Annotated in this window: 13 protein-coding genes, 1 tRNA gene and 3 rRNA genes; 7 read left to right on the top strand and 10 right to left on the bottom strand. The window is 53.9% G+C overall.

Going from position 1 to position 21,297, the window contains the following annotated elements; translation table 11 throughout:
- Positions 1-15 precede the first annotated feature (15 nt).
- Positions 16-1,344: an ATP-dependent RNA helicase SrmB gene (gene srmB / locus AC1VYI_RS07345; protein ID WP_047647043.1), complete on the top strand. Its 1,329-nt coding sequence runs from the start codon at positions 16-18 to the stop codon at positions 1,342-1,344.
- 49 nt (positions 1,345-1,393) lie between these two features.
- On the opposite strand, the gene grcA is transcribed toward srmB, so the two are convergent.
- On the bottom strand, positions 1,394-1,777 hold the full coding sequence (gene grcA / locus AC1VYI_RS07340; protein ID WP_029741127.1) for an autonomous glycyl radical cofactor GrcA: 384 nt from the start codon (positions 1,775-1,777) through the stop codon (positions 1,394-1,396).
- A 314-nt stretch (positions 1,778-2,091) separates the two neighbouring features.
- On the opposite strand from grcA, the gene ung reads away from it, so the two are divergent.
- A complete protein-coding gene (ung, locus tag AC1VYI_RS07335; RefSeq protein WP_134867263.1) occupies positions 2,092-2,781 on the top strand; it encodes a uracil-DNA glycosylase in 690 nt (229 codons plus the stop codon).
- A gap of 48 nt (positions 2,782-2,829) precedes the next feature.
- On the opposite strand, the gene AC1VYI_RS07330 is transcribed toward ung, so the two are convergent.
- Complete coding sequence (locus AC1VYI_RS07330; RefSeq protein WP_023308857.1) at positions 2,830-3,960, bottom strand: tRNA/rRNA methyltransferase; 1,131 nt, start codon at positions 3,958-3,960, stop codon at positions 2,830-2,832.
- Positions 3,961-4,164: 204 nt separating this feature from the next.
- Here AC1VYI_RS07330 and trxC point away from each other — a divergent pair, with 204 nt between their 5' ends.
- The 5 genes from trxC to AC1VYI_RS07305 all read left to right on the top strand — a co-directional run bounded on the left by trxC (position 4,165) and on the right by AC1VYI_RS07305 (position 9,886).
- Positions 4,165-4,584 carry a thioredoxin TrxC gene (trxC, locus tag AC1VYI_RS07325; protein WP_134867262.1) on the top strand — a complete coding sequence of 140 codons (420 nt, stop codon included), beginning with the start codon at positions 4,165-4,167 and terminating at the stop codon, positions 4,582-4,584.
- Between the two features lie 69 nt (positions 4,585-4,653).
- On the top strand, positions 4,654-5,352 hold the full coding sequence (locus tag AC1VYI_RS07320; protein ID WP_134867261.1) for a tRNA-uridine aminocarboxypropyltransferase: 699 nt from the start codon (positions 4,654-4,656) through the stop codon (positions 5,350-5,352).
- Between the two features lie 35 nt (positions 5,353-5,387).
- A complete protein-coding gene (locus tag AC1VYI_RS07315) occupies positions 5,388-8,051 on the top strand; it encodes a bifunctional acetate--CoA ligase family protein/GNAT family N-acetyltransferase (protein WP_226484216.1) in 2,664 nt (887 codons plus the stop codon).
- Between the two features lie 110 nt (positions 8,052-8,161).
- Positions 8,162-9,517 carry a CDP-diacylglycerol--serine O-phosphatidyltransferase gene (gene pssA / locus AC1VYI_RS07310; protein WP_023308861.1) on the top strand — a complete coding sequence of 452 codons (1,356 nt, stop codon included), beginning with the start codon at positions 8,162-8,164 and terminating at the stop codon, positions 9,515-9,517.
- Positions 9,518-9,562: 45 nt separating this feature from the next.
- A complete protein-coding gene (locus AC1VYI_RS07305) occupies positions 9,563-9,886 on the top strand; it encodes a YfiM family lipoprotein (RefSeq protein WP_032659514.1) in 324 nt (107 codons plus the stop codon).
- Here AC1VYI_RS07305 and AC1VYI_RS07300 read toward each other — a convergent pair.
- From AC1VYI_RS07300 to rluD, 8 genes are all read right to left on the bottom strand, one after another.
- On the bottom strand, positions 9,883-11,178 hold the full coding sequence (locus AC1VYI_RS07300; RefSeq protein WP_134867260.1) for an MFS transporter: 1,296 nt from the start codon (positions 11,176-11,178) through the stop codon (positions 9,883-9,885). The genes AC1VYI_RS07305 and AC1VYI_RS07300 overlap by 4 nt on opposite strands.
- A gap of 209 nt (positions 11,179-11,387) precedes the next feature.
- Positions 11,388-11,503, bottom strand: a 5S ribosomal RNA gene (rrf, locus tag AC1VYI_RS07295).
- 73 nt (positions 11,504-11,576) lie between these two features.
- Positions 11,577-14,481 (bottom strand): 23S ribosomal RNA (locus tag AC1VYI_RS07290).
- Between the two features lie 193 nt (positions 14,482-14,674).
- Positions 14,675-14,750: transfer RNA gene (locus tag AC1VYI_RS07285), tRNA-Glu, on the bottom strand.
- A gap of 84 nt (positions 14,751-14,834) precedes the next feature.
- A 16S ribosomal RNA gene (locus AC1VYI_RS07280) occupies positions 14,835-16,376 on the bottom strand.
- Together the 16S, 23S and 5S rRNA genes with 1 tRNA gene alongside form the textbook arrangement of a ribosomal RNA operon.
- Before the next feature lie 428 nt (positions 16,377-16,804).
- Positions 16,805-19,378 (bottom strand): ATP-dependent chaperone ClpB, encoded by a 2,574-nt coding sequence (clpB, locus tag AC1VYI_RS07275; protein WP_134867259.1) that lies wholly within the window; start codon positions 19,376-19,378, stop codon positions 16,805-16,807.
- 129 nt (positions 19,379-19,507) lie between these two features.
- Positions 19,508-20,239 (bottom strand): purine nucleoside phosphorylase YfiH, encoded by a 732-nt coding sequence (gene yfiH, locus AC1VYI_RS07270; RefSeq protein ID WP_134867258.1) that lies wholly within the window; start codon positions 20,237-20,239, stop codon positions 19,508-19,510.
- A complete protein-coding gene (gene rluD / locus AC1VYI_RS07265; protein ID WP_008502468.1) occupies positions 20,236-21,216 on the bottom strand; it encodes a 23S rRNA pseudouridine(1911/1915/1917) synthase RluD in 981 nt (326 codons plus the stop codon). The genes yfiH and rluD overlap by 4 nt, the downstream gene beginning before the upstream one ends.
- Positions 21,217-21,297 lie beyond the last annotated feature (81 nt).

The following is a 21,297-nucleotide window of genomic DNA, read 5'->3' as shown; positions in this document are numbered from 1 at the left end:
ACACAGAGGTAGAACATGACTGTAACGACTTTTTCCGAACTTGAACTCGATGAAAGCCTGCTCAATGCACTTGAGAGCAAAGGCTTTACACGCCCGACCGCCATTCAGGCAGCGGCCATTCCGCCTGCGCTTGAGGGCCGCGATGTGCTCGGTTCTGCGCCAACCGGCACGGGGAAGACAGCAGCCTATTTGCTGCCTGTGTTGCAGCATCTGCTCGACTTTCCGCGTAAAAAATCTGGCCCGCCGCGTATTTTGATCCTGACGCCTACGCGCGAACTGGCAATGCAGGTTGCCGATCACGCGCGTGAACTCGCGGCAAATACTCATCTGGATATCGCTACCATCACCGGTGGCGTTGCGTACATGAACCACGCCGAAGTGTTCAGCGAAAACCAGGACATCGTCGTTGCGACGACGGGCCGCCTGCTGCAGTACATTAAAGAAGAGAACTTCGACTGCCGCGCGGTTGAAACGCTGATCCTAGATGAAGCCGACCGCATGCTGGACATGGGCTTCGCACAGGATATCGAGCACATTGCAGGGGAAACGCGCTGGCGTAACCAGACGATGCTGTTCTCTGCCACCCTCGAAGGGGAAGCGATCAAAGACTTCGCAGAGCGTCTGCTGGAAGATCCGGTGGAAGTCTCGGCGACGCCGTCCACCCGTGAGCGTAAGAAGATCCACCAGTGGTACTACCGCGCGGATAACCTTGAGCACAAGGTCGAATTGCTGAAACACCTGCTCAAACAGGAAGATGCTCTGCGCACAATCGTATTTGTGCGCAAGCGCGAGCGCGTGCACGAGCTGGCTGAAATGCTCCGTAACGCCGGGATCAACAACTGCTATCTTGAAGGCGAGATGGCGCAGATCAAGCGTACCGAAGGGATTAAGCGTCTGACCGATGGTCGCGTTAACGTGCTGGTTGCAACTGACGTTGCCGCTCGCGGGATCGACATCCCGGACGTCAGCCACGTCATTAACTTCGATATGCCGCGCAGCGGAGATACCTACCTGCACCGTATTGGTCGTACCGGCCGCGCGGGCCGCAAAGGGATTGCGATTTCACTGGTCGAAGCGCATGACTACCTGCTGCTGCAGAAAATTGGCCGCTATGTTGATGAGCCGCTGAAAGCGCGCGTGATTGACGAACTCCGCCCGACCACGCGTGCGCCGAGTGAAAAGATGACGGGTAAACCGTCCAAGAAAGCGCTCGCAAAACGTGCTGAGAGAAAAGAGAAAGAAAAAGAGAAACCGCGTGTGAAGCAGCGCCACCGCGATACCAAAAATATTGGTAAGCGCCGTAAGCCAAGCTCTGCCACACCAGAGACGAAAACTGAAGAGTAAAAAAAGCCGGGGAAATCCCCGGCTTTTTTATTCCCCCCTGCTGAAGCCGTTACAGGCTTTCAGTAAAGGTACGGGCGATAACGTCGCGCTGCTGTTCTGGAGTCAGTGAGTTAAAGCGAACCGCATAGCCAGACACGCGGATGGTCAGCTGTGGGTATTTTTCTGGGTGCTCAACGGCATCCATCAGCGTTTCGCGGCGCAGCACGTTAACGTTCAGATGCTGACCCCCTTCCACGCGCACTTCAGGCTGCACTTCCATAGGAACTTCACGGTACTCAATTTCGCCCAGTTTGTTTACCGGTACGATTTCATCTTCAGCAAAACCCGCTTTCGCAACGACGCAGCGCGCTTCGTTCTTCTCGCTGTCCAGCAGCCAGAAAGAATTGAGCAGATCGTCATTTGCAGCTTTAGTAATCTGGATACCTGTAATCATGTGTTGCCTCCCTTAGGCTACATTAACTGGTGTCGGCCTCTTGCGGCCAATTAGTAAAACCATTGTTTCTTGTGTGTATATATAACATTCACACCCCGGTGATTTATTGATTTAAATCAACAAAAACACCAACCACATAAAGAGTGTGGTTTGAATTTATTGTTTCAGATCAATTTCACAGTTTTACCAATTCAACTTACTCTGCATCTTTTCAAAATAAATTTAACCACTTAGCACGTATTTCAGCGCGTAATTTTGCTCACCGGGGTGAAACAGGTAAGCTAGTCAGAGATTGAGATTCGCAGGAGATCGAGATGACGACACCTTTAACCTGGCATGACGTGCTGGCAGAAGAAAAGCAGCAGCCTTATTTTATCAATACGCTCAGCACCGTTGCCGCTGAGCGTCAGTCCGGACAGACGATTTACCCGCCGCAGAAAGACGTGTTCAACGCCTTTCGCTACACCGAACTGAGCGATGTGAAAGTGGTCATTCTGGGTCAGGATCCCTATCACGGCCCCAGGCAGGCGCATGGGCTGGCGTTTTCCGTTCGTCCGGGCTTGGCTATACCCCCTTCTCTGCTCAACATGTATAAAGAGCTTGAAGCAACCGTGCCCGGTTTTACCCGGCCAAACCACGGTTACCTGGAAAGCTGGGCGCGCCAGGGCGTGCTGTTGCTGAATACGGTCCTTACCGTACGGGCGGGTCAGGCGCACTCGCACGCCAGTCTGGGCTGGGAGACGTTTACCGATAAAGTCATCAGCCTTATCAACGAGCATCGTGAAGGGGTGGTGTTTTTACTCTGGGGTTCTCACGCGCAGAAGAAAGGGGCGATTATTGACCGTCAGCGTCATCACGTGCTGAAAGCACCGCACCCGTCACCGCTTTCTGCGCATCGCGGTTTCTTTGGCAGTAATCATTTTGTTCTGGCGAATGAGTGGCTGGAAAAACGTGGCGAAAAGCCAATTGACTGGATGCCTGTATTACCGGCAGAGAGCGAGTAGTTTGAGTTTGTATGCCCGGTTCACCGGGCATACAAAAAGCACAGTGGATTATGCCTTATTCTGGCGCCACCATTCGGCCAGCAGTACGCCGGTCGCAACGGATACGTTCAGGCTTTCCACATTGCCTGTTCCGTCGATAGAGACGCTCAGATCCGCACTGGAGAGCGCCGCGTCAGACAAACCATCACGTTCCTGACCCAGCACCAGCACCATTTTGCGCGGCAGCGTCGCTTTAAACAGCGGCGTACCGGCATGGCTCGAGGTGGTCACGATGGAATAACCCGCTTTACGGAACTGCTCGAGGGCGTCCAGAACGCTGTCGCCGGTGATTGGCTGTACGTGCTCGGCTCCGCCTTCCGCAGTACGGATCGCTGCGCCGGATTCCAGCAGCGCGGCATCCTGCAACAGCACGCCTTTCACGCCAAAGTGCGCGCAGCTGCGCATCATTGCGCCCAGGTTGTGCGGGTTGCCCACATCTTCCAGCGCCAGCACGCAGTCATCGGCATCCGCCTGGCTGACCCACTGCTGCACGGTCGTGCCGTTACGCTTTTTGATCAGGAAGCAGACGCCGCCGTGGTGTTCAGTGCCGGACGCTTTGGTCAGCTCGGCATCATCAACCACGTGGTAGGCTTTACGGTTCGCGGCCATCCAGCGCAGCGCTTCTTTGAAGCGCGGGGTCACGCTCTGGATAAACCAGGCGCGGACGATACATTCAGGACGGCTCTGGAACAGCGCCTGGCAGGCGTTTTCACCATACACGCGAGTCTCTTCCGCACGCTGACGGCGCAGCACTTCCGGGTCGATAAAGCTTTTACCGCTGATACCGCCGTGATCGGCTTTTTCCGGCGTCTCATCGCCAGGGGCGCGAGAAACGGTGCGCCACGGGGAGGCGTTATCACGTGAGAAGTCATCACGCGGACGATCGTCGCGTGGACGGTCACTGCGCGGGCGGTCGGAACGCGGACGGTCATCGCGTTTGCGATCGTCACGTTTGCGGTCATCACCGCGGTTATTTCTGTCATCGCGGGCGGGGCGACGGCCACCGTCTGCACGAGAAGACGCCGGACGCCCGCCACCTTTTCCGGTACGCGGATTTTGGGTGCGTTTATCAGAGTCATCATCACTGCGGACATACATCACTTTGACCTTGCCGCTTTTGTTTTTCATTTCGTCGTTCATGCTTTTCTCCACCAGCGCTGCGCGAAGCGCGCAGATTACCCGATGTGCCAGCGCATAGCCATAATTTCGTACAAAAGCCTGTGACTATTGTTCTCATTGAATAAAACGCATTGTTGTTTCAAACAGGCTCATTGATAATATGTAACATATTAGAAACATTATCGGCGTTGTGCCGCTGTCCCACGGCTCTATCAGAGGTTAGTTATGAATACCGTATGTGCCAACTGTCAGGCTCTTAATCGCATTCCGGACGATCGGATGGAAGATGGTGCGAAATGCGGACGTTGTGGCCATGAATTATTTGATGGCGATGTCATTAACGCGACGGGTGCTACGCTGGACAAACTCCTCAAGGACGATCTTCCTGTCGTGATCGATTTCTGGGCGCCATGGTGCGGCCCATGCCGTAGCTTCGCGCCGATTTTCGAAGATTTGGCCGAAGAGCGCAGCGGAAAAATGCGGTTCGTTAAGGTCAATACCGAAGCCGAACCCGAACTGAGCGCCCGTTTTCGTATTCGCAGCATACCGACCATTATGATTTTTAAAAATGGTGAAGTAATCGATATGCTCAACGGCGCGGTTCCAAAAGCGCCTTTTGAAAGCTGGTTAAACGAGTCTCTGTAACATTCTCGGGGCACGTCTTGTGCCCCGCTCCCGCCTCTGCGAAAATAGCGTTTTTCCTGCATTTCGCCCATGACTGATAACGCCGTTCTTAAATTACGCGCCGAACGCCTTGCGCGCGCCACCCGACCGTTCCTCGCCCGAGGCAACCGTATTCGCCGCTGTCAGCGCTGCCTGCTGCCGCTGAAGGTTTGTCTGTGCGAGACGCTGGCACCGAGTACGGCACAAAGCCGTTTTTGTCTGGTCATGTTCGATACCGAGCCGATGAAACCCAGCAATACGGGGCGTCTTATCGCCGATATTCTGCCGGATACCGCCGCGTTTCAGTGGTCCCGTACGGAGCCACCTCAGGCCCTGCTGGACCTGGTGGCTAGCCAGGACTATCAGCCGATAGTCGTTTTCCCCGCGTCTTATGCAGGCGTGGGGCGCCAGGTGCTTTCAGCGCCGCCGTCCGGTAAACCACCTCTGTTTATCATGCTGGACGGTACATGGACCGAAGCGCGAAAAATGTTTCGTAAAAGCCCCTATATCGACGCGCTGCCGGTTATTTCTGTCGATCTTTCCCGCGTCTCCGCCTACCGCCTGCGTGAAGCGCATGCTGACGGGCAATACTGCACCGCCGAAGTGGCAATTGCGCTTCTGGATTTAGCGGGAGATACCGCTGCGGCTGGGGCTCTGGGCAACCATTTCTCATGCTTCCGGGAGCGCTATCTGGCGGGAAAAACCGTTCATAAGGGCAGCGTCACAGCGCCCGAGCCAGAAAGCGTTTAAAATCATCAGGTCGCTTGCATTCACAGGAGGCCTGCATGAGCCAGCGAGGGTTAGAAGCGCTACTTCGTCCTAAATCCATTGCCGTTATCGGCGCATCAATGAAACCGGATCGTGCTGGCTATCTGATGATGCGCAATCTGCTGGCCGGGGGTTTTAATGGCCCCGTCATGCCCGTCACGCCATCTTATAAGGCCGTTCAGGGAGTGCTTGCATGGCCTGATGTGCAAAGCCTGCCTTTCGTGCCGGATCTTGCCGTACTCTGTACGAACGCGAAGCGCAACCCGGAACTGCTGGAATCACTCGGCAAGAAAGGGTGTAAAACCTGCATAATTCTCTCGTCTCCGCCTGAACAGAAAGCCGAGCTTCTGGCCTGCGCCAGCCGCTATCAAATGCGCATTCTCGGGCCAAACAGTCTGGGCCTGCTCGCCCCCTGGCAGGGCTTAAATGCCAGCTTCTCTCCGGTTCCGATCCGCAAAGGCAAACTGGCGTTTATCTCGCAGTCGGCTGCGGTATCGAACACCATCCTCGACTGGGCGCAGCAGCGTGAAATGGGATTCTCCTACTTCATTGCCCTGGGCGACAGCCTGGATATCGACGTTGATGAGCTACTGGATTTTCTGGCGCGTGACGGCAAAACCAGTGCGATCCTGCTTTATCTTGAGCACCTCAGCGACGCGCGTCGTTTTGTCTCGGCTTCGCGAAGCGCTTCGCGCAATAAGCCGATCCTGGTGATCAAAAGCGGACGCAGCCCTGCGGCACAGCGTCTGCTGCATTCTCATTCCGGCATGGATCCCGCCTGGGACGCCGCCATTCAGCGCGCGGGGTTGCTGCGGGTACAGGATACGCACGAGCTTTTTTCCGCCGTTGAGACGTTAAGCCATATGCGCCCGTTGCGCGGTGAGAAGCTAATGATTGTCAGTAACGGTGCGGCCCCTGCCGCGCTCGCGCTGGACGAGCTGTGGCGGCGCTTCGGCAAGCTGGCAACGCTGAGTGAAGAGACGCTGCAGCGCCTGAAAGAAGCGCTTCCGACCAGCGTGACGCCCGGCAATCCGCTTGATTTGCGCGATGACGCCAGCAGCGACCGCTATATCAGGGCGTTATCCATTTTGCTGGATAGCCAGGATTTCGATGCGCTGATGATTATCCACTCCCCCAGCGCGGTCGCGCCGGGCAGTGAAAGCGCGCGCGCGCTTATTGATGCCGTGCGCAACCATCCACGCGGTAAATACGTTACCCTGCTCACCAACTGGTGCGGTGAGTTTTCCTCTCAGGAGGCACGGCGCTTGTTCAGCGAGGCCGGACTGCCAACCTACCGCACGCCGGAAGGCACCATCACCGCATTTATGCATATGGTGGAATATCGCCGCAACCAGAAACAGCTGCGTGAGACGCCGGCTTTGCCGGGGAATCTGACGGCGAACACTGTCGACGTTCACCGGCTGTTGCAGCAGGCCATTGAAGAAGGCGCGACCTCGCTTGATACCCATGAGGTCCAGCCCATTCTGGGCAGCTACGGGATGCAAACCCTGCCGACCTGGATCGCCAGCGACAGCGCAGAGGCCGTGTATATAGCCGAACAGATTGGCTATCCGGTGGCCCTGAAGCTCCGCTCCCCGGATATCCCGCATAAGTCTGATGTTCAGGGGGTTATGTTATACCTGCGTACGGCGACTGAGGTGCAGCAGGCAGCTGATGCTATTTTCGACCGGGTAAAAATGGCCTGGCCGCAGGCAAGGATCCACGGATTGCTGGTGCAAAGCATGGCCAACCGTGCAGGAGCCCAGGAATTACGGGTGGTGGTTGAACACGATCCCGTCTTCGGACCGCTCATCATGCTGGGGGAAGGTGGCGTTGAGTGGCGCCCGGAGGAGCAGGCCGTGGTGGCGTTACCGCCGCTGAACATGAACCTGGCGCGGTATCTGATCATCCAGGCGATCAAAAGTAAAAAGATCCGTGGCCGGAGTGCGCTGCGCCCGCTTGATATTGCCGGGTTAAGCCAGTTCCTGGTGCAGGTCTCTAACCTGATTGTGGATTGTGCCGAAATCCAGCGGCTGGACATTCATCCACTGCTCGCCTCCGGCAATGAGTTCACGGCGCTGGACGTGACCCTGGATATCGCGCCATTCGAAGGAGACAGAGAGAGCCGTCTGGCAATCCGCCCGTATCCCCTGCAGCTGGAGGAGTGGGTTGAGATGAAGAATGGGGAACGCGCCTTGTTCCGCCCTATCCTGCCGGAAGATGAGCCCCAGCTGCGGGCCTTTATCTCTCAGGTCACGAAAGAGGATCTTTATTATCGCTATTTTAGCGAAATCAACGAATTTACCCACGATGATTTAGCCAATATGACCCAGATCGACTACGATCGAGAAATGGCGTTTGTTGCCGTTCGTCGCTCCGATAAGGGGGATGAGATCCTCGGCGTCACGCGTGCGATTTCTGACCCGGATAACGTCGATGCGGAGTTTGCGGTGCTGGTGCGCTCCGATCTTAAAGGCCTGGGTCTGGGAAGACGGCTGCTGGAAAAACTCATCGGTTATACGCGAGATCACGGATTGTTACGCCTCAATGGCATTACTATGCCTAACAATCGCGGTATGGTGACCCTGGCGCGAAAACTTGGGTTTGACGTTGATATTCAGCTGGACGAAGGTATTGTGGCCTTGTCCCTCAGTCTGACATCAGCAGACAAACGCGAGTAAGCTACTGGAAATGTTACCCACTTTGGACGGGACTGGTGGTATCATTGTCCGCTTATGTTGTTTGCATGGTACAGACAACCCTTCAATGAACAGAGAAGATACGCACTGTGATGTTGTCAAAATTTAAGCGTAATAAACATCAACAACACCTTGCTCAACTACCGAAGATTTCTCAGTCAGTTGATGATGTAGAGTTCTTTTACGCTCCCGCTCATTTTCGGGAGACGCTTCTGGAAAAGATTGCCAGCGCCACGCGACGCATTTGCATTGTGGCGCTCTATCTTGAACAGGATGAAGGCGGGCGCGGGATCCTGAACGCGCTCTATGAAGCCAAACGTCAGCGACCAGAACTTGATGTTCGCGTGCTGGTAGACTGGCATCGCGCTCAGCGTGGCCGTATTGGCGCTGCCGCCTCAAACACTAATGCCGACTGGTATTGCCGTACGGCGCAGGAAAATCCTGGCGTTGATGTGCCTGTTTATGGCGTCCCGGTAAATACCCGTGAAGCGCTCGGCGTCCTTCATTTCAAGGGGTTCATCATTGATGACAGCGTGCTGTACAGCGGTGCAAGTCTGAATGATGTTTACCTTCATCAGCTCGATAAATATCGCTACGACCGCTACCATCTGATCCGTAATCCGCAGATGGCCGATATCATGTTTAACTGGGTTGATAAAAATCTGGTCCATGGCCGTGGTGTTAATCGCCTTGACGATCCCGAGCGTCCTAAAAGCCCGGAAATCAAAAACGATGTTCGCGCCTTCCGTCAGGAGCTGCGTGATGCGGTCTATCATTTTCAGGGCGATGCGAACAACGAAGAGTTATCCGTTACCCCGCTGGTAGGGCTGGGCAAATCAAGCCTGCTTAACAAAACGATCTTCCATCTGATGCCGTGTGCAGAGCAGAAACTCACCATCTGTACGCCGTACTTCAACCTTCCTGCCGTGCTGGTGCGTAATATCATTCAGCTGCTGCGCGACGGTAAAAAAGTGGAAATCATCGTTGGCGATAAAACTGCAAACGACTTCTTCATTCCTGAAGATCAGCCGTTCAAAATCATCGGTGCGCTGCCTTATCTCTACGAGATTAACCTGCGCCGTTTCCTGAGCCGTTTACAGTATTACGTAAACACTGACCAGCTGGTTGTGCGTCTCTGGAAAGATGAAGACAACACTTACCATCTGAAAGGAATGTGGGTCGACGATGAGTGGATGCTGCTGACCGGTAACAACCTGAACCCACGCGCGTGGCGACTGGATCTGGAAAACGCTATCCTAATCCATGACCCGCAGCATGAGTTAGCCGCAAAACGTGAACGTGAGCTGGAGCTGATTCGCACACATACCACTGTGGTGAATCATTACCGCGAACTGCAGAGCATTGCCGATTACCCGGTGAAAGTCCGCAAGCTTATCCGCCGCTTACGTCGTATTCGTATCGACCGACTTATCAGCCGTATTCTGTAATGTCCAGGCCCTGCCACACGCAGGGCTTTTTTATGGAGCCCGTTGATGCGTATTCCTCTGTTACTGAGCGTCCTCTTTCTGAGCGGCTGTAGCCATATGGCCAACGATAGCTGGTCAGGACAGGATAAAGCCCAGCATTTCCTCGCTTCCGCGATGTTGTCTGCAGCCGGTAATGAATATGCGCAGCATCAGGGATACAGCCGGGATCGCAGTGCGGCAATTGGGTTGATGTTCTCAGTCAGTCTTGGAGCATCAAAAGAACTATGGGATAGCCGCCCCGCAGGGAGCGGCTGGAGCTGGAAAGATTTCGCCTGGGATGTCGCCGGCGCAACGACCGGCTATGCCGTGTGGCAGATGGCGCGCTATTAAAGTCGAATGCCTTTCCCTTTGCGATGCAGCATCAGGGAAACAACAAAGGCCAGTGCGCCCATTATCGTTACGTACCAGAAGAATGTCGTTTCACTTCCCCATGATTTAAGCGATAACGCAACGTACTCCGCCGATCCGCCAAACAACGCATTAGCTACCGCATAAGAGAGCCCTACCCCTAAAGCACGTACCTGCGCCGGGAACATTTCGGCTTTCAGTATTCCGCTAATAGAGGTATAGAAACTGACAATCACCATCGCCAGCATCACCAGCGCAAACGCGGCATACGGCGAAGTCACGTGCTGAAGGGCAGACAGAATAGGTACGGTACATAACGCCGACAGCCCGCCAAAAATCAGCATCGACGTTCGTCGACCGATTTTATCCGAGAGCGCACCGACAATAGGTTGTATGAGCATAAAGATAAACAGCGCCACGGTCATGACTACGCTGGCAACGTTTGCGTGCATGCCGGTGGTGTTCACAAGGTACTTTTGCATATAGGTGGTGAACGTGTAGAAACTAAGAGAGCCGCCCGCAGTAAAGCCCAGTACCATAAGGAAAGCTTTGCGGTTACGCCATAACCCTTTGAATGTTCCAGCCTCCTTCAGCGTTCTGACTTCCTTCTGAGAGGTTTCATCTAACTGACGGCGTAGCCAAAGTGCGACAACCGCCAGTACTGCGCCCATCGCGAAAGGAATTCGCCATCCCCAGGCGTGAAGTTGTTCGTCCGTCAGGATTTGCTGCAGGATCACCACCACAAGAATGGCCAGCAGTTGACCACCAATCAGCGTGACATACTGGAATGAGGCGTAAAAACCTTTACGGCCTTCCAGTGCAATCTCACTCATGTAGGTCGCACTGGTACCGTATTCTCCGCCCACCGATAATCCCTGAAATAAGCGGGCCAGTAAAAGTAGCGCCGGTGCCCAGGTACCAATCGATTCATACCCCGGTAAGCAGGCGATCACCAGAGAACCAAAGCACATCATGCACACCGAGATCAGCATAGAAGTCTTACGGCCGCGACGATCCGCAATGCGACCGAACAACCAGCCCCCGATGGGTCGCATTAAAAACCCTGCGGCAAAAACCCCCGCCGTTTGTAGCAGCTGCGTTGTGGTGTTGCCAGATGGGAAAAAAATATGTGCGAAGTAGAGTGAACAGAATGAGTAGACGTAAAAGTCGAACCATTCAACCAGATTCCCTGAAGAGGCGCTGACTATTGCCCATACCCTTCTTCGGGTATCACTGTTAGCCAGCGTCCCGTTTGATGTAATGCTTTCTGTCATTGTGATTATACTCCTGCCATAAACAGCGGCGTATTGAGCCAGGAGACTTAATTACCTCGTAAATGAAATGTTATAATTTTGTTATAAATAACATTGCGACAGGGATCACACATTCCATTAGCAGGATAAGGGATTAAGAGGAAGGCCAGAGAGGATAAGCACAAAGCAAAAAACCCCGCACCTTTCGGTACGGGGTTCTTCTAATTGATGCCTGGCAGTTCCCTACTCTCACATGGGGAGACCCCACACTACCATCGGCGCTACGGCGTTTCACTTCTGAGTTCGGCATGGGGTCAGGTGGGACCACCGCGCTAAAGCCGCCAGGCAAATTCTGTTAAATCTGTATCAGGCTGAAATTTGATTGTTCTGTCTCTTCGCCAAAACAGCTTCGGCGTTGTAAGGTTAAGCCTCACGGTTCATTAGTATCGGTTAGCTCAACGCATCGCTGCGCTTACACACCCGACCTATCAACGTCGTCGTCTTCAACGTTCCTTCAGGACCCTTAAAGGGTCAGGGAGAACTCATCTCGGGGCAAGTTTCGTGCTTAGATGCTTTCAGCACTTATCTTTTCCGCATTTAGCTACCGGGCAGTGCCATTGGCATGACAACCCGAACACCAGTGATGCGTCCACTCCGGTCCTCTCGTACTAGGAGCAGCCCCCCTCAATTCTCCAGCGCCCACGGCAGATAGGGACCGAACTGTCTCACGACGTTCTAAACCCAGCTCGCGTACCACTTTAAATGGCGAACAGCCATACCCTTGGGACCTACTTCAGCCCCAGGATGTGATGAGCCGACATCGAGGTGCCAAACACCGCCGTCGATATGAACTCTTGGGCGGTATCAGCCTGTTATCCCCGGAGTACCTTTTATCCGTTGAGCGATGGCCCTTCCATTCAGAACCACCGGATCACTATGACCTGCTTTCGCACCTGCTCGAGCCGTCACTCTCGCAGTCAAGCTAGCTTATGCCATTGCACTAACCTCCTGATGTCCGACCAGGATTAGCTAACCTTCGTGCTCCTCCGTTACTCTTTGGGAGGAGACCGCCCCAGTCAAACTACCCACCAGACACTGTCCGCAACCCGGATTACGGGTCTACGTTAGAACACCAGCCATTAAAGGGTGGTATTTCAAGGACGGCTCCACGCAGACTGGCGTCCACGCTTCAAAGCCTCCCACCTATCCTACACATCAAGGACCAGTGTTCAGTGTCAAGCTATAGTAAAGGTTCACGGGGTCTTTCCGTCTTGCCGCGGGTACACTGCATCTTCACAGCGAGTTCAATTTCACTGAGTCTCGGGTGGAGACAGCCTGGCCATCATTACGCCATTCGTGCAGGTCGGAACTTACCCGACAAGGAATTTCGCTACCTTAGGACCGTTATAGTTACGGCCGCCGTTTACCGGGGCTTCGATCAAGAGCTTCGCGTTACCGCTAACCCCATCAATTAACCTTCCGGCACCGGGCAGGCGTCACACCGTATACGTCCACTTTCGTGTTTGCACAGTGCTGTGTTTTTAATAAACAGTTGCAGCCAGCTGGTATCTTCGACTGATTTCAGCTCCACCCGCAGGGGCTTCACCTACATATCAGCGTGCCTTCTCCCGAAGTTACGGCACCATTTTGCCTAGTTCCTTCACCCGAGTTCTCTCAAGCGCCTTGGTATTCTCTACCTGACCACCTGTGTCGGTTTGGGGTACGATTTCGTGTTACCTGATGCTTAGAGGCTTTTCCTGGAAGCAGGGCATTTGTTACTTCAGCACCGTAGTGCCTCGTCGTCACACCTCAGCGTTAAAAGGTACCGGATTTACCTGGAACCTCCGCCTACATGCTTAAACCGGGACAACCGTCGCCCGGCTAACATAGCCTTCTCCGTCCCCCCTTCGCAGTAACACCAAGTACAGGAATATTAACCTGTTTCCCATCGACTACGCCTTTCGGCCTCGCCTTAGGGGTCGACTCACCCTGCCCCGATTAACGTTGGACAGGAACCCTTGGTCTTCCGGCGAGCGGGCTTTTCACCCGCTTTATCGTTACTTATGTCAGCATTCGCACTTCTGATACCTCCAGCATGCCTCACAGCACACCTTCAACGGCTTACAGAACGCTCCCCTACCCAACAACGCATACGCGTCGCTGCCGCAGCTTCGGTGCATGGTTTAGCCCCGTTACATCTTCCGCGCAGGCCGACTCGACCAGTGAGCTATTACGCTTTCTTTAAATGATGGCTGCTTCTAAGCCAACATCCTGGCTGTCTGTGCCTTCCCACATCGTTTCCCACTTAACCATGACTTTGGGACCTTAGCTGGCGGTCTGGGTTGTTTCCCTCTTCACGACGGACGTTAGCACCCGCCGTGTGTCTCCCGTGATAACATTCTTCGGTATTCGTAGTTTGCATCGGGTTGGTAAGCCGGGATGGCCCCCTAGCCGAAACAGTGCTCTACCCCCGAAGATGAGTTCACGAGGCGCTACCTAAATAGCTTTCGGGGAGAACCAGCTATCTCCCGGTTTGATTGGCCTTTCACCCCCAGCCACAAGTCATCCGCTAATTTTTCAACATTAGTCGGTTCGGTCCTCCAGTTAGTGTTACCCAACCTTCAACCTGCCCATGGCTAGATCACCGGGTTTCGGGTCTATACCCTGCAACTTAACGCCCAGTTAAGACTCGGTTTCCCTTCGGCTCCCCTATACGGTTAACCTTGCTACAGAATATAAGTCGCTGACCCATTATACAAAAGGTACGCAGTCACACCACGAAGGTGCTCCCACTGCTTGTACGTACACGGTTTCAGGTTCTTTTTCACTCCCCTCGCCGGGGTTCTTTTCGCCTTTCCCTCACGGTACTGGTTCACTATCGGTCAGTCAGGAGTATTTAGCCTTGGAGGATGGTCCCCCCATATTCAGACAGGATACCACGTGTCCCGCCCTACTCTTCGAGTTCACAGCCTGTGTGCTTTCGTGTACGGGACTGTCACCCTGTACCGTGCGACTTTCCAGACGCTTCCACTAACACACAAGCTGATTCAGACTCTGGGCTGCTCCCCGTTCGCTCGCCGCTACTGGGGGAATCTCGGTTGATTTCTTTTCCTCGGGGTACTTAGATGTTTCAGTTCCCCCGGTTCGCCTCGTTAACCTATGTATTCAGTTAACGATAGTGCAACGAATTGCACTGGGTTTCCCCATTCGGACATCGCCGGGTCAAAGGTTCATATCACCTCGCCGGCGCTTTTCGCAGATTAGCACGTCCTTCATCGCCTCTGACTGCCAGGGCATCCACCGTGTACGCTTAGTCGCTTAACCTCACAACCCGAAGATGTTTCTTTCGATTCATCATCGACTTGCGAAAATTTGAGAGACTCGAACACACCATTTAAGATGTGTCGTTTCAATTTTCAGCTTGATCCAGATTTTTAAAGAGCAAATATCTCAAACGTCACCCGAAGATGAGTTTTGAGATATGACGGCAGGTGACTTTCACTCACGAACCAGCAAGTGGCGTCCCCTAGGGGATTCGAACCCCTGTTACCGCCGTGAAAGGGCGGTGTCCTGGGCCTCTAGACGAAGGGGACGTAAAGTCTCAATCGCAAGACGCCTTGCTATTTACTTTTCATCAGACAATCTGTGTGAGCACTGCAAAGGCAGGTTCTTTAAGGTAAGGAGGTGATCCAACCGCAGGTTCCCCTACGGTTACCTTGTTACGACTTCACCCCAGTCATGAATCACAAAGTGGTAAGCGCCCTCCCGAAGGTTAAGCTACCTACTTCTTTTGCAACCCACTCCCATGGTGTGACGGGCGGTGTGTACAAGGCCCGGGAACGTATTCACCGTAGCATTCTGATCTACGATTACTAGCGATTCCGACTTCATGGAGTCGAGTTGCAGACTCCAATCCGGACTACGACGCACTTTATGAGGTCCGCTTGCTCTCGCGAGGTCGCTTCTCTTTGTATGCGCCATTGTAGCACGTGTGTAGCCCTACTCGTAAGGGCCATGATGACTTGACGTCATCCCCACCTTCCTCCAGTTTATCACTGGCAGTCTCCTTTGAGTTCCCGGCCTAACCGCTGGCAACAAAGGATAAGGGTTGCGCTCGTTGCGGGACTTAACCCAACATTTCACAACACGAGCTGACGACAGCCATGCAGCACCTGTCTCAGAGTTCCCGAAGGCACCAAAGCATCTCTGCTAAGTTCTCTGGATGTCAAGAGTAGGTAAGGTTCTTCGCGTTGCATCGAATTAAACCACATGCTCCACCGCTTGTGCGGGCCCCCGTCAATTCATTTGAGTTTTAACCTTGCGGCCGTACTCCCCAGGCGGTCGACTTAACGCGTTAGCTCCGGAAGCCACGCCTCAAGGGCACAACCTCCAAGTCGACATCGTTTACGGCGTGGACTACCAGGGTATCTAATCCTGTTTGCTCCCCACGCTTTCGCACCTGAGCGTCAGTCTTTGTCCAGGGGGCCGCCTTCGCCACCGGTATTCCTCCAGATCTCTACGCATTTCACCGCTACACCTGGAATTCCGCCCCCCTCTACAAGACTCTAGCCTGCCAGTTTCGAATGCAGTTCCCAGGTTGAGCCCGGGGATTTCACATCCGACTTGACAGACCGCCTGCGTGCGCTTTACGCCCAGTAATTCCGATTAACGCTTGCACCCTCCGTATTACCGCGGCTGCTGGCACGGAGTTAGCCGGTGCTTCTTCTGCGGGTAACGTCAATCGCTGAGGTTATTAACCTCAACGCCTTCCTCCCCGCTGAAAGTACTTTACAACCCGAAGGCCTTCTTCATACACGCGGCATGGCTGCATCAGGCTTGCGCCCATTGTGCAATATTCCCCACTGCTGCCTCCCGTAGGAGTCTGGACCGTGTCTCAGTTCCAGTGTGGCTGGTCATCCTCTCAGACCAGCTAGGGATCGTCGCCTAGGTGAGCCGTTACCCCACCTACTAGCTAATCCCATCTGGGCACATCTGATGGCAAGAGGCCCGAAGGTCCCCCTCTTTGGTCTTGCGACGTTATGCGGTATTAGCTACCGTTTCCAGTAGTTATCCCCCTCCATCAGGCAGTTTCCCAGACATTACTCACCCGTCCGCCGCTCGCCGGCAAAGTAGCAAGCTACTTTCCGCTGCCGCTCGACTTGCATGTGTTAGGCCTGCCGCCAGCGTTCAATCTGAGCCATGATCAAACTCTTCAATTTAAGTTTGATGCTCGTGAATTAAACTTCGTAATGAATTACGTATGTTCACTCAGAGACTTGGTATTCATTTTTCGTCTTGCGACGTTAAGAATCCATGTCACTTTGAGTGCCCACACAGATTGTCTGATAAATTGTTAAAGAGCAGTGCCGCTTCGCTTTTCGCTGCGGCGCGGGGTGTGCATATTACGCTTTCCCGCTTCAGAGTCAAGCGATTAATTTCGCTTTTCTCTGCTGACCCGGCGGCGTGTGTGCCGTTGTTCCGTGTCAGTGGAGGCGCATTATAGGGAGTTATTCCGAAGCCGCAAGGGTAAAGTGAAAATTATTTACTGACCGCTCACTTTTCAGGCAATATTTACTCCAGACCTCAATTTTCGCCTGGTTTTTAAACAAAAACGAGCCGCAAGCGGCTCGTTTTTGCGTTTTGTGACTTACTGCACTGCCACAATGCGATCGTCGTTGGCTTCCAGGCGGATAACTTTGCCCGGAATCAACTCTCCGGAGAGGATCTGCTGCGCCAGCGGGTTTTCGATCTGCTGCTGGATAGCACGTTTTAATGGACGCGCACCGTACACCGGATCGTAACCATTCTCACTCAGCAGCTTCAGGGCCTCGTCGGAGATGTGAATTTCATACCCACGCTCTTCCAGACGTTTGTACAGACGCTGCAGCTGGATCTGTGCAATCGACGCAATATGTTTCTCACCCAGAGGATGGAATACCACAACTTCATCAATACGGTTGATGAACTCAGGACGGAAGTTATGGCTGACGACACCGAGCACCAGATCCTTCATATGGCTATAGTCCAGTTCACCGAAACGTTCCTGAATCAAATCGGAACCCAGGTTCGAGGTCATGATGACAACCGTATTACGGAAGTCGACCGTTCTCCCCTGCCCGTCGGTCAGACGACCATCGTCCAGGACCTGAAGCAGAATGTTGAACACATCCGGGTGCGCTTTTTCCACTTCATCCAGCAGGATGACGGAATAAGGGCGACGGCGAACCGCTTCCGTCAGATAACCACCTTCTTCATAACCTACGTATCCCGGAGGCGCACCGACCAGACGTGAGACGGAGTGTTTCTCCATAAACTCAGACATGTCGATACGCACCATCGCATCGTCGCTGTCGAACATAAAGTTAGCCAGCGCTTTACACAGCTCGGTCTTACCGACGCCGGTTGGCCCCAGGAACAGGAACGAACCAATCGGGCGGTTTGGATCGGACAGCCCTGCGCGGCTACGGCGAATGGCGTTGGAAACCGCCTCAACCGCTTCGTTCTGGCCAATCACCCGATTATGGAGCTCCTGCTCCATGCGCAGCAGTTTTTCACGCTCGCCTTCCAGCATGCGCGCCACCGGAATACCGGTCCAGCGAGCAAGCACTTCCGCGATTTCTGCATCCGTCACTTTATTACGTAACAGACGCATCGTTTTCCCTTCTGACTGCGTCGCTATCTCAAGCTGTTTTTCCAGCTCAGGAATTTTGCCGTACTGCAGTTCAGACATCCGAGCCAGATCGCCGACACGGCGAGCCTGCTCGATGGCAATTTTTGCCTGTTCAAGTTCAGCTTTAATGGTCTGAGTGCCGGAAAGGGACGCTTTCTCGGCTTTCCACTCTTCTTCCAGCTCAGAGTACTGGCGCTCTTTATCGTCCAGTTCTTCATTGAGCATATCCAGGCGTTTCTTACTGGCTTCATCAGACTCTTTCTTCAGCGCCTGCTGTTCCAGCTTGAGCTGAATGATGCGTCGGTCGAGTCGGTCCAGCTCTTCCGGTTTCGAGTCAATCTGCATACGAATGCTCGAAGCCGCTTCATCAATAAGGTCGATCGCTTTATCCGGCAGCTGGCGATCGGCGATATAACGATGTGAAAGCGTCGCCGCCGCAACGATAGCCGGGTCAGTGATCTGCACGTGGTGGTGCAGTTCATAGCGCTCTTTCAGACCACGCAGGATCGCGATGGTATCTTCAACGCTTGGCTCAGCAACAAACACTTTCTGGAAGCGACGTTCCAGCGCAGCATCTTTCTCAATGTACTGACGATACTCGTCAAGCGTGGTGGCACCAACGCAGTGAAGTTCACCACGCGCCAGCGCAGGTTTCAGCATGTTCCCGGCATCCATCGCGCCGTCCGCTTTACCCGCACCGACCATAGTGTGCAGTTCGTCGATAAACAGGATAACGTTGCCTTCCTGCTTCGCCAGGTCGTTAAGCACGCCTTTCAGACGTTCTTCGAACTCACCGCGATACTTCGCACCGGCCACCAGCGCGCCCATATCCAGCGCCAGTACGCGGCGGCCTTTCAGGCCTTCCGGCACTTCGCCGTTGACGATACGCTGCGCCAGCCCTTCAACGATGGCGGTTTTACCGACACCCGGTTCACCAATCAGCACCGGGTTGTTCTTGGTACGACGTTGCAGTACCTGAATCGTACGGCGAATTTCTTCATCACGGCCGATAACCGGGTCAAGTTTGCCCTGTTCAGCACGCTCGGTCAGATCGACCGTAAATTTCTTCAAAGCCTGACGTTGGTCTTCGGCTCCCTGATCGTTCACGCTTTCACCTCCGCGCATTTTCTCAATCGCCTGAGTCACATTGGCGGTGGTCGCACCGGCAGATTTCAGCAGGTCGGTCAAGGTACCGCGTGATTCAAGCGCCGCCAGAACAAACAGCTCTGACGAAATAAAGTTGTCCCCACGTTTTTGCGCCAGCTTGTCGCAAAGGTTCAGCACGCGCACCAGATCCTGAGACGGCTGAACGTCGCCGCCGGTACCTTCTACCTGCGGTAAACGGCTCAGCGCCTGATCGATAGCGGTGCGTAACTGGCCAGCATTAATGCCAGCGGACGTTAATAAAGGACGTACCGATCCCCCTTCCTGATTCAGCAAGGCGCTCATTAAATGAAGAGGTTCGATAAACTGGTTGTCGTGCCCCAGTGCGAGGGACTGGGCATCGGCGAGAGCAAGCTGGAATTTATTAGTAAGACGATCCAGACGCATAACTCCTCCCATAACAGGTCAAATTTGCTACTGGAGATTAAATGAGGTCATCCCTCAATTATTCAAGGTTAATGACCTGAATTATGTGAAAAGAAAACGGCACGTACCGGATCGTCTTGATTCTTTAGGTTATATCAGCCAAATGAAACTTGCCATACGCCCCGTGGTCTTGTCGCGACGATAGGAGAAAAAATCACCCTTTTCGGTGAATGTGCAGCGATCGCCGCCGAAGATCTGCGTCACGCCAACGTTATTCAGACGCTGGCGGGCGAGATGGTAAATATCGGCCAGATATTTATCCCCCGAAGGCAGGAAGGCTTCAACCGATTGCGAATCTTTTTCCATAAAGGCTTCACGAACCTCTGGCCCCACTTCAAAAGCGCGAGGACCAATAGCCGGACCAAGCCAGGCCATAATATTGGCGGGCTCATCGTTAAAGCAGGCGACAGTTTCTTCGAGCACGCCTTCACACAGACCACGCCAGCCCGCGTGTGCTGCTGCCACCTCGGTACCTGCACGGTTACAGAACAGAACCGGCAGACAATCGGCGGTCATCACGGCACAAACGGTTCCCGAAGTATTACTGTAAGAGGCATCAGCGCGTTTAGAAGCATAGGGTTCCCCCGTCAACTTCAGTACCGCGTTACCATGAACCTGTTCCAGCCAGACCGGTTTCGACGGCAAGTTCCCCGCAGCAAACAGACGTCTGCGGTTCTCTTCAACGTGTTCCAGGTTGTCGCCACAGTGCGCACCGAGGTTCAAAGACTCCCACGCGCCCTGGCTAACACCGCCAATACGGGTTGAACTGCAGGCAGCCACGCCTTCAGGCAATGGCCACTCCGGGACAATCAGTTTGGTCATAACCAGTCCACTTGATCCTTATGTTCTTCGAAATCAGCACGCATGGCGTCGATAAGATCCACCATATCCTGCGGGATAGGTGCATGCCACTCCATCTGAATACCGGTGATAGGGTGATAAAGACGCAGCATGGTCGCGTGCAGCGCCTGACGATCGAATTTACGCAATACGCTGATGAACTCATCCGACGCGCCTTTAGGCGGACGCGGACGACCGCCGTAGACCTGATCCCCCACCAGCGGATGGGTAATGTGGGCCATATGCACGCGGATTTGGTGAGTACGCCCGGTTTCCAGACGCAGACGCAGGCGCGTATGAATACGGAAGTGCTCCATAATGCGATAGTGCGTCACCGCCGGTTTACCCATCGGATGCACCGACATATGGGTACGTTTAGTTGGGTGACGGCTGATTGGCTCTTCCACCGTTCCGCCAGAGGTCATATGCCCAATGGCTACCGCTTCATACTCGCGGGTGATTTCGCGCAGCTGCAGCGATTCCACCAGACGGGTCTGAGCTGGAACGGTCTTCGCCACCACCATCAAACCGGTGGTGTCTTTATCCAGACGGTGCACGATGCCCGCGCGCGGGACATCCGCGATCGGCGGATAATAATGGAGAAGTGCGTTAAGTACCGTACCGTCAGGGTTTCCCGCCCCCGGGTGAACAACCAGGTCGCGCGGCTTGTTGATCACCAGAATGTCATCATCTTCATAGACGATGTCCAGTGGGATATCCTGCGGCTCGAAGCGGATTTCCTCTTCGATTTCAGCATTGATGGCGACAGCTTCCCCACCTAACACTTTCTCTTTTGGTTTGTCCCAGATCTTGCCGTTTACCATCACGCGCTGGTCAAGGATCCATTCTTTTATGCGTGAACGCGAATAATCAGGGAACAATTCGGCCAAAGCCTGATCTAAGCGTTGACCGAGCTGATTTTCGGAGACTGTTGCGGTGAGTTCTACTCGTTGTGCCATAAACTGCTTCTTCGTTTAACGTTGGGTTTTACGGCTTTGCCGTTTAATATAGTGTGCTATTGTAGCTGGTCTTAATCGGGA

This window comes from Enterobacter sp. QK-SA4 (assembly GCF_056856775.1).
The sequence above is the reverse complement of the archived record's forward strand: the minus strand, read 5'-3'. Positions and strand labels throughout refer to the sequence as shown.

Excerpts from the sequence above, each read along its gene's own strand:
- srmB (WP_047647043.1), top strand. The coding sequence starts at position 16 with ATGACTGTAACGACTTTTTCCGAACTTGAACTCGATGAAAGCCTGCTC.
- grcA (WP_029741127.1), bottom strand. The coding sequence starts at position 1,777 with ATGATTACAGGTATCCAGATTACTAAAGCTGCAAATGACGATCTGCTC.
- ung (WP_134867263.1), top strand. The coding sequence starts at position 2,092 with ATGACGACACCTTTAACCTGGCATGACGTGCTGGCAGAAGAAAAGCAG.
- AC1VYI_RS07330 (WP_023308857.1), bottom strand. The coding sequence starts at position 3,960 with ATGAACGACGAAATGAAAAACAAAAGCGGCAAGGTCAAAGTGATGTAT.
- trxC (WP_134867262.1), top strand. The coding sequence starts at position 4,165 with ATGAATACCGTATGTGCCAACTGTCAGGCTCTTAATCGCATTCCGGAC.
- AC1VYI_RS07320 (WP_134867261.1), top strand. The coding sequence starts at position 4,654 with ATGACTGATAACGCCGTTCTTAAATTACGCGCCGAACGCCTTGCGCGC.
- AC1VYI_RS07315 (WP_226484216.1), top strand. The coding sequence starts at position 5,388 with ATGAGCCAGCGAGGGTTAGAAGCGCTACTTCGTCCTAAATCCATTGCC.
- pssA (WP_023308861.1), top strand. The coding sequence starts at position 8,162 with ATGTTGTCAAAATTTAAGCGTAATAAACATCAACAACACCTTGCTCAA.
- AC1VYI_RS07305 (WP_032659514.1), top strand. The coding sequence starts at position 9,563 with ATGCGTATTCCTCTGTTACTGAGCGTCCTCTTTCTGAGCGGCTGTAGC.
- AC1VYI_RS07300 (WP_134867260.1), bottom strand. The coding sequence starts at position 11,178 with ATGACAGAAAGCATTACATCAAACGGGACGCTGGCTAACAGTGATACC.
- clpB (WP_134867259.1), bottom strand. The coding sequence starts at position 19,378 with ATGCGTCTGGATCGTCTTACTAATAAATTCCAGCTTGCTCTCGCCGAT.
- yfiH (WP_134867258.1), bottom strand. The coding sequence starts at position 20,239 with ATGACCAAACTGATTGTCCCGGAGTGGCCATTGCCTGAAGGCGTGGCT.
- rluD (WP_008502468.1), bottom strand. The coding sequence starts at position 21,216 with ATGGCACAACGAGTAGAACTCACCGCAACAGTCTCCGAAAATCAGCTC.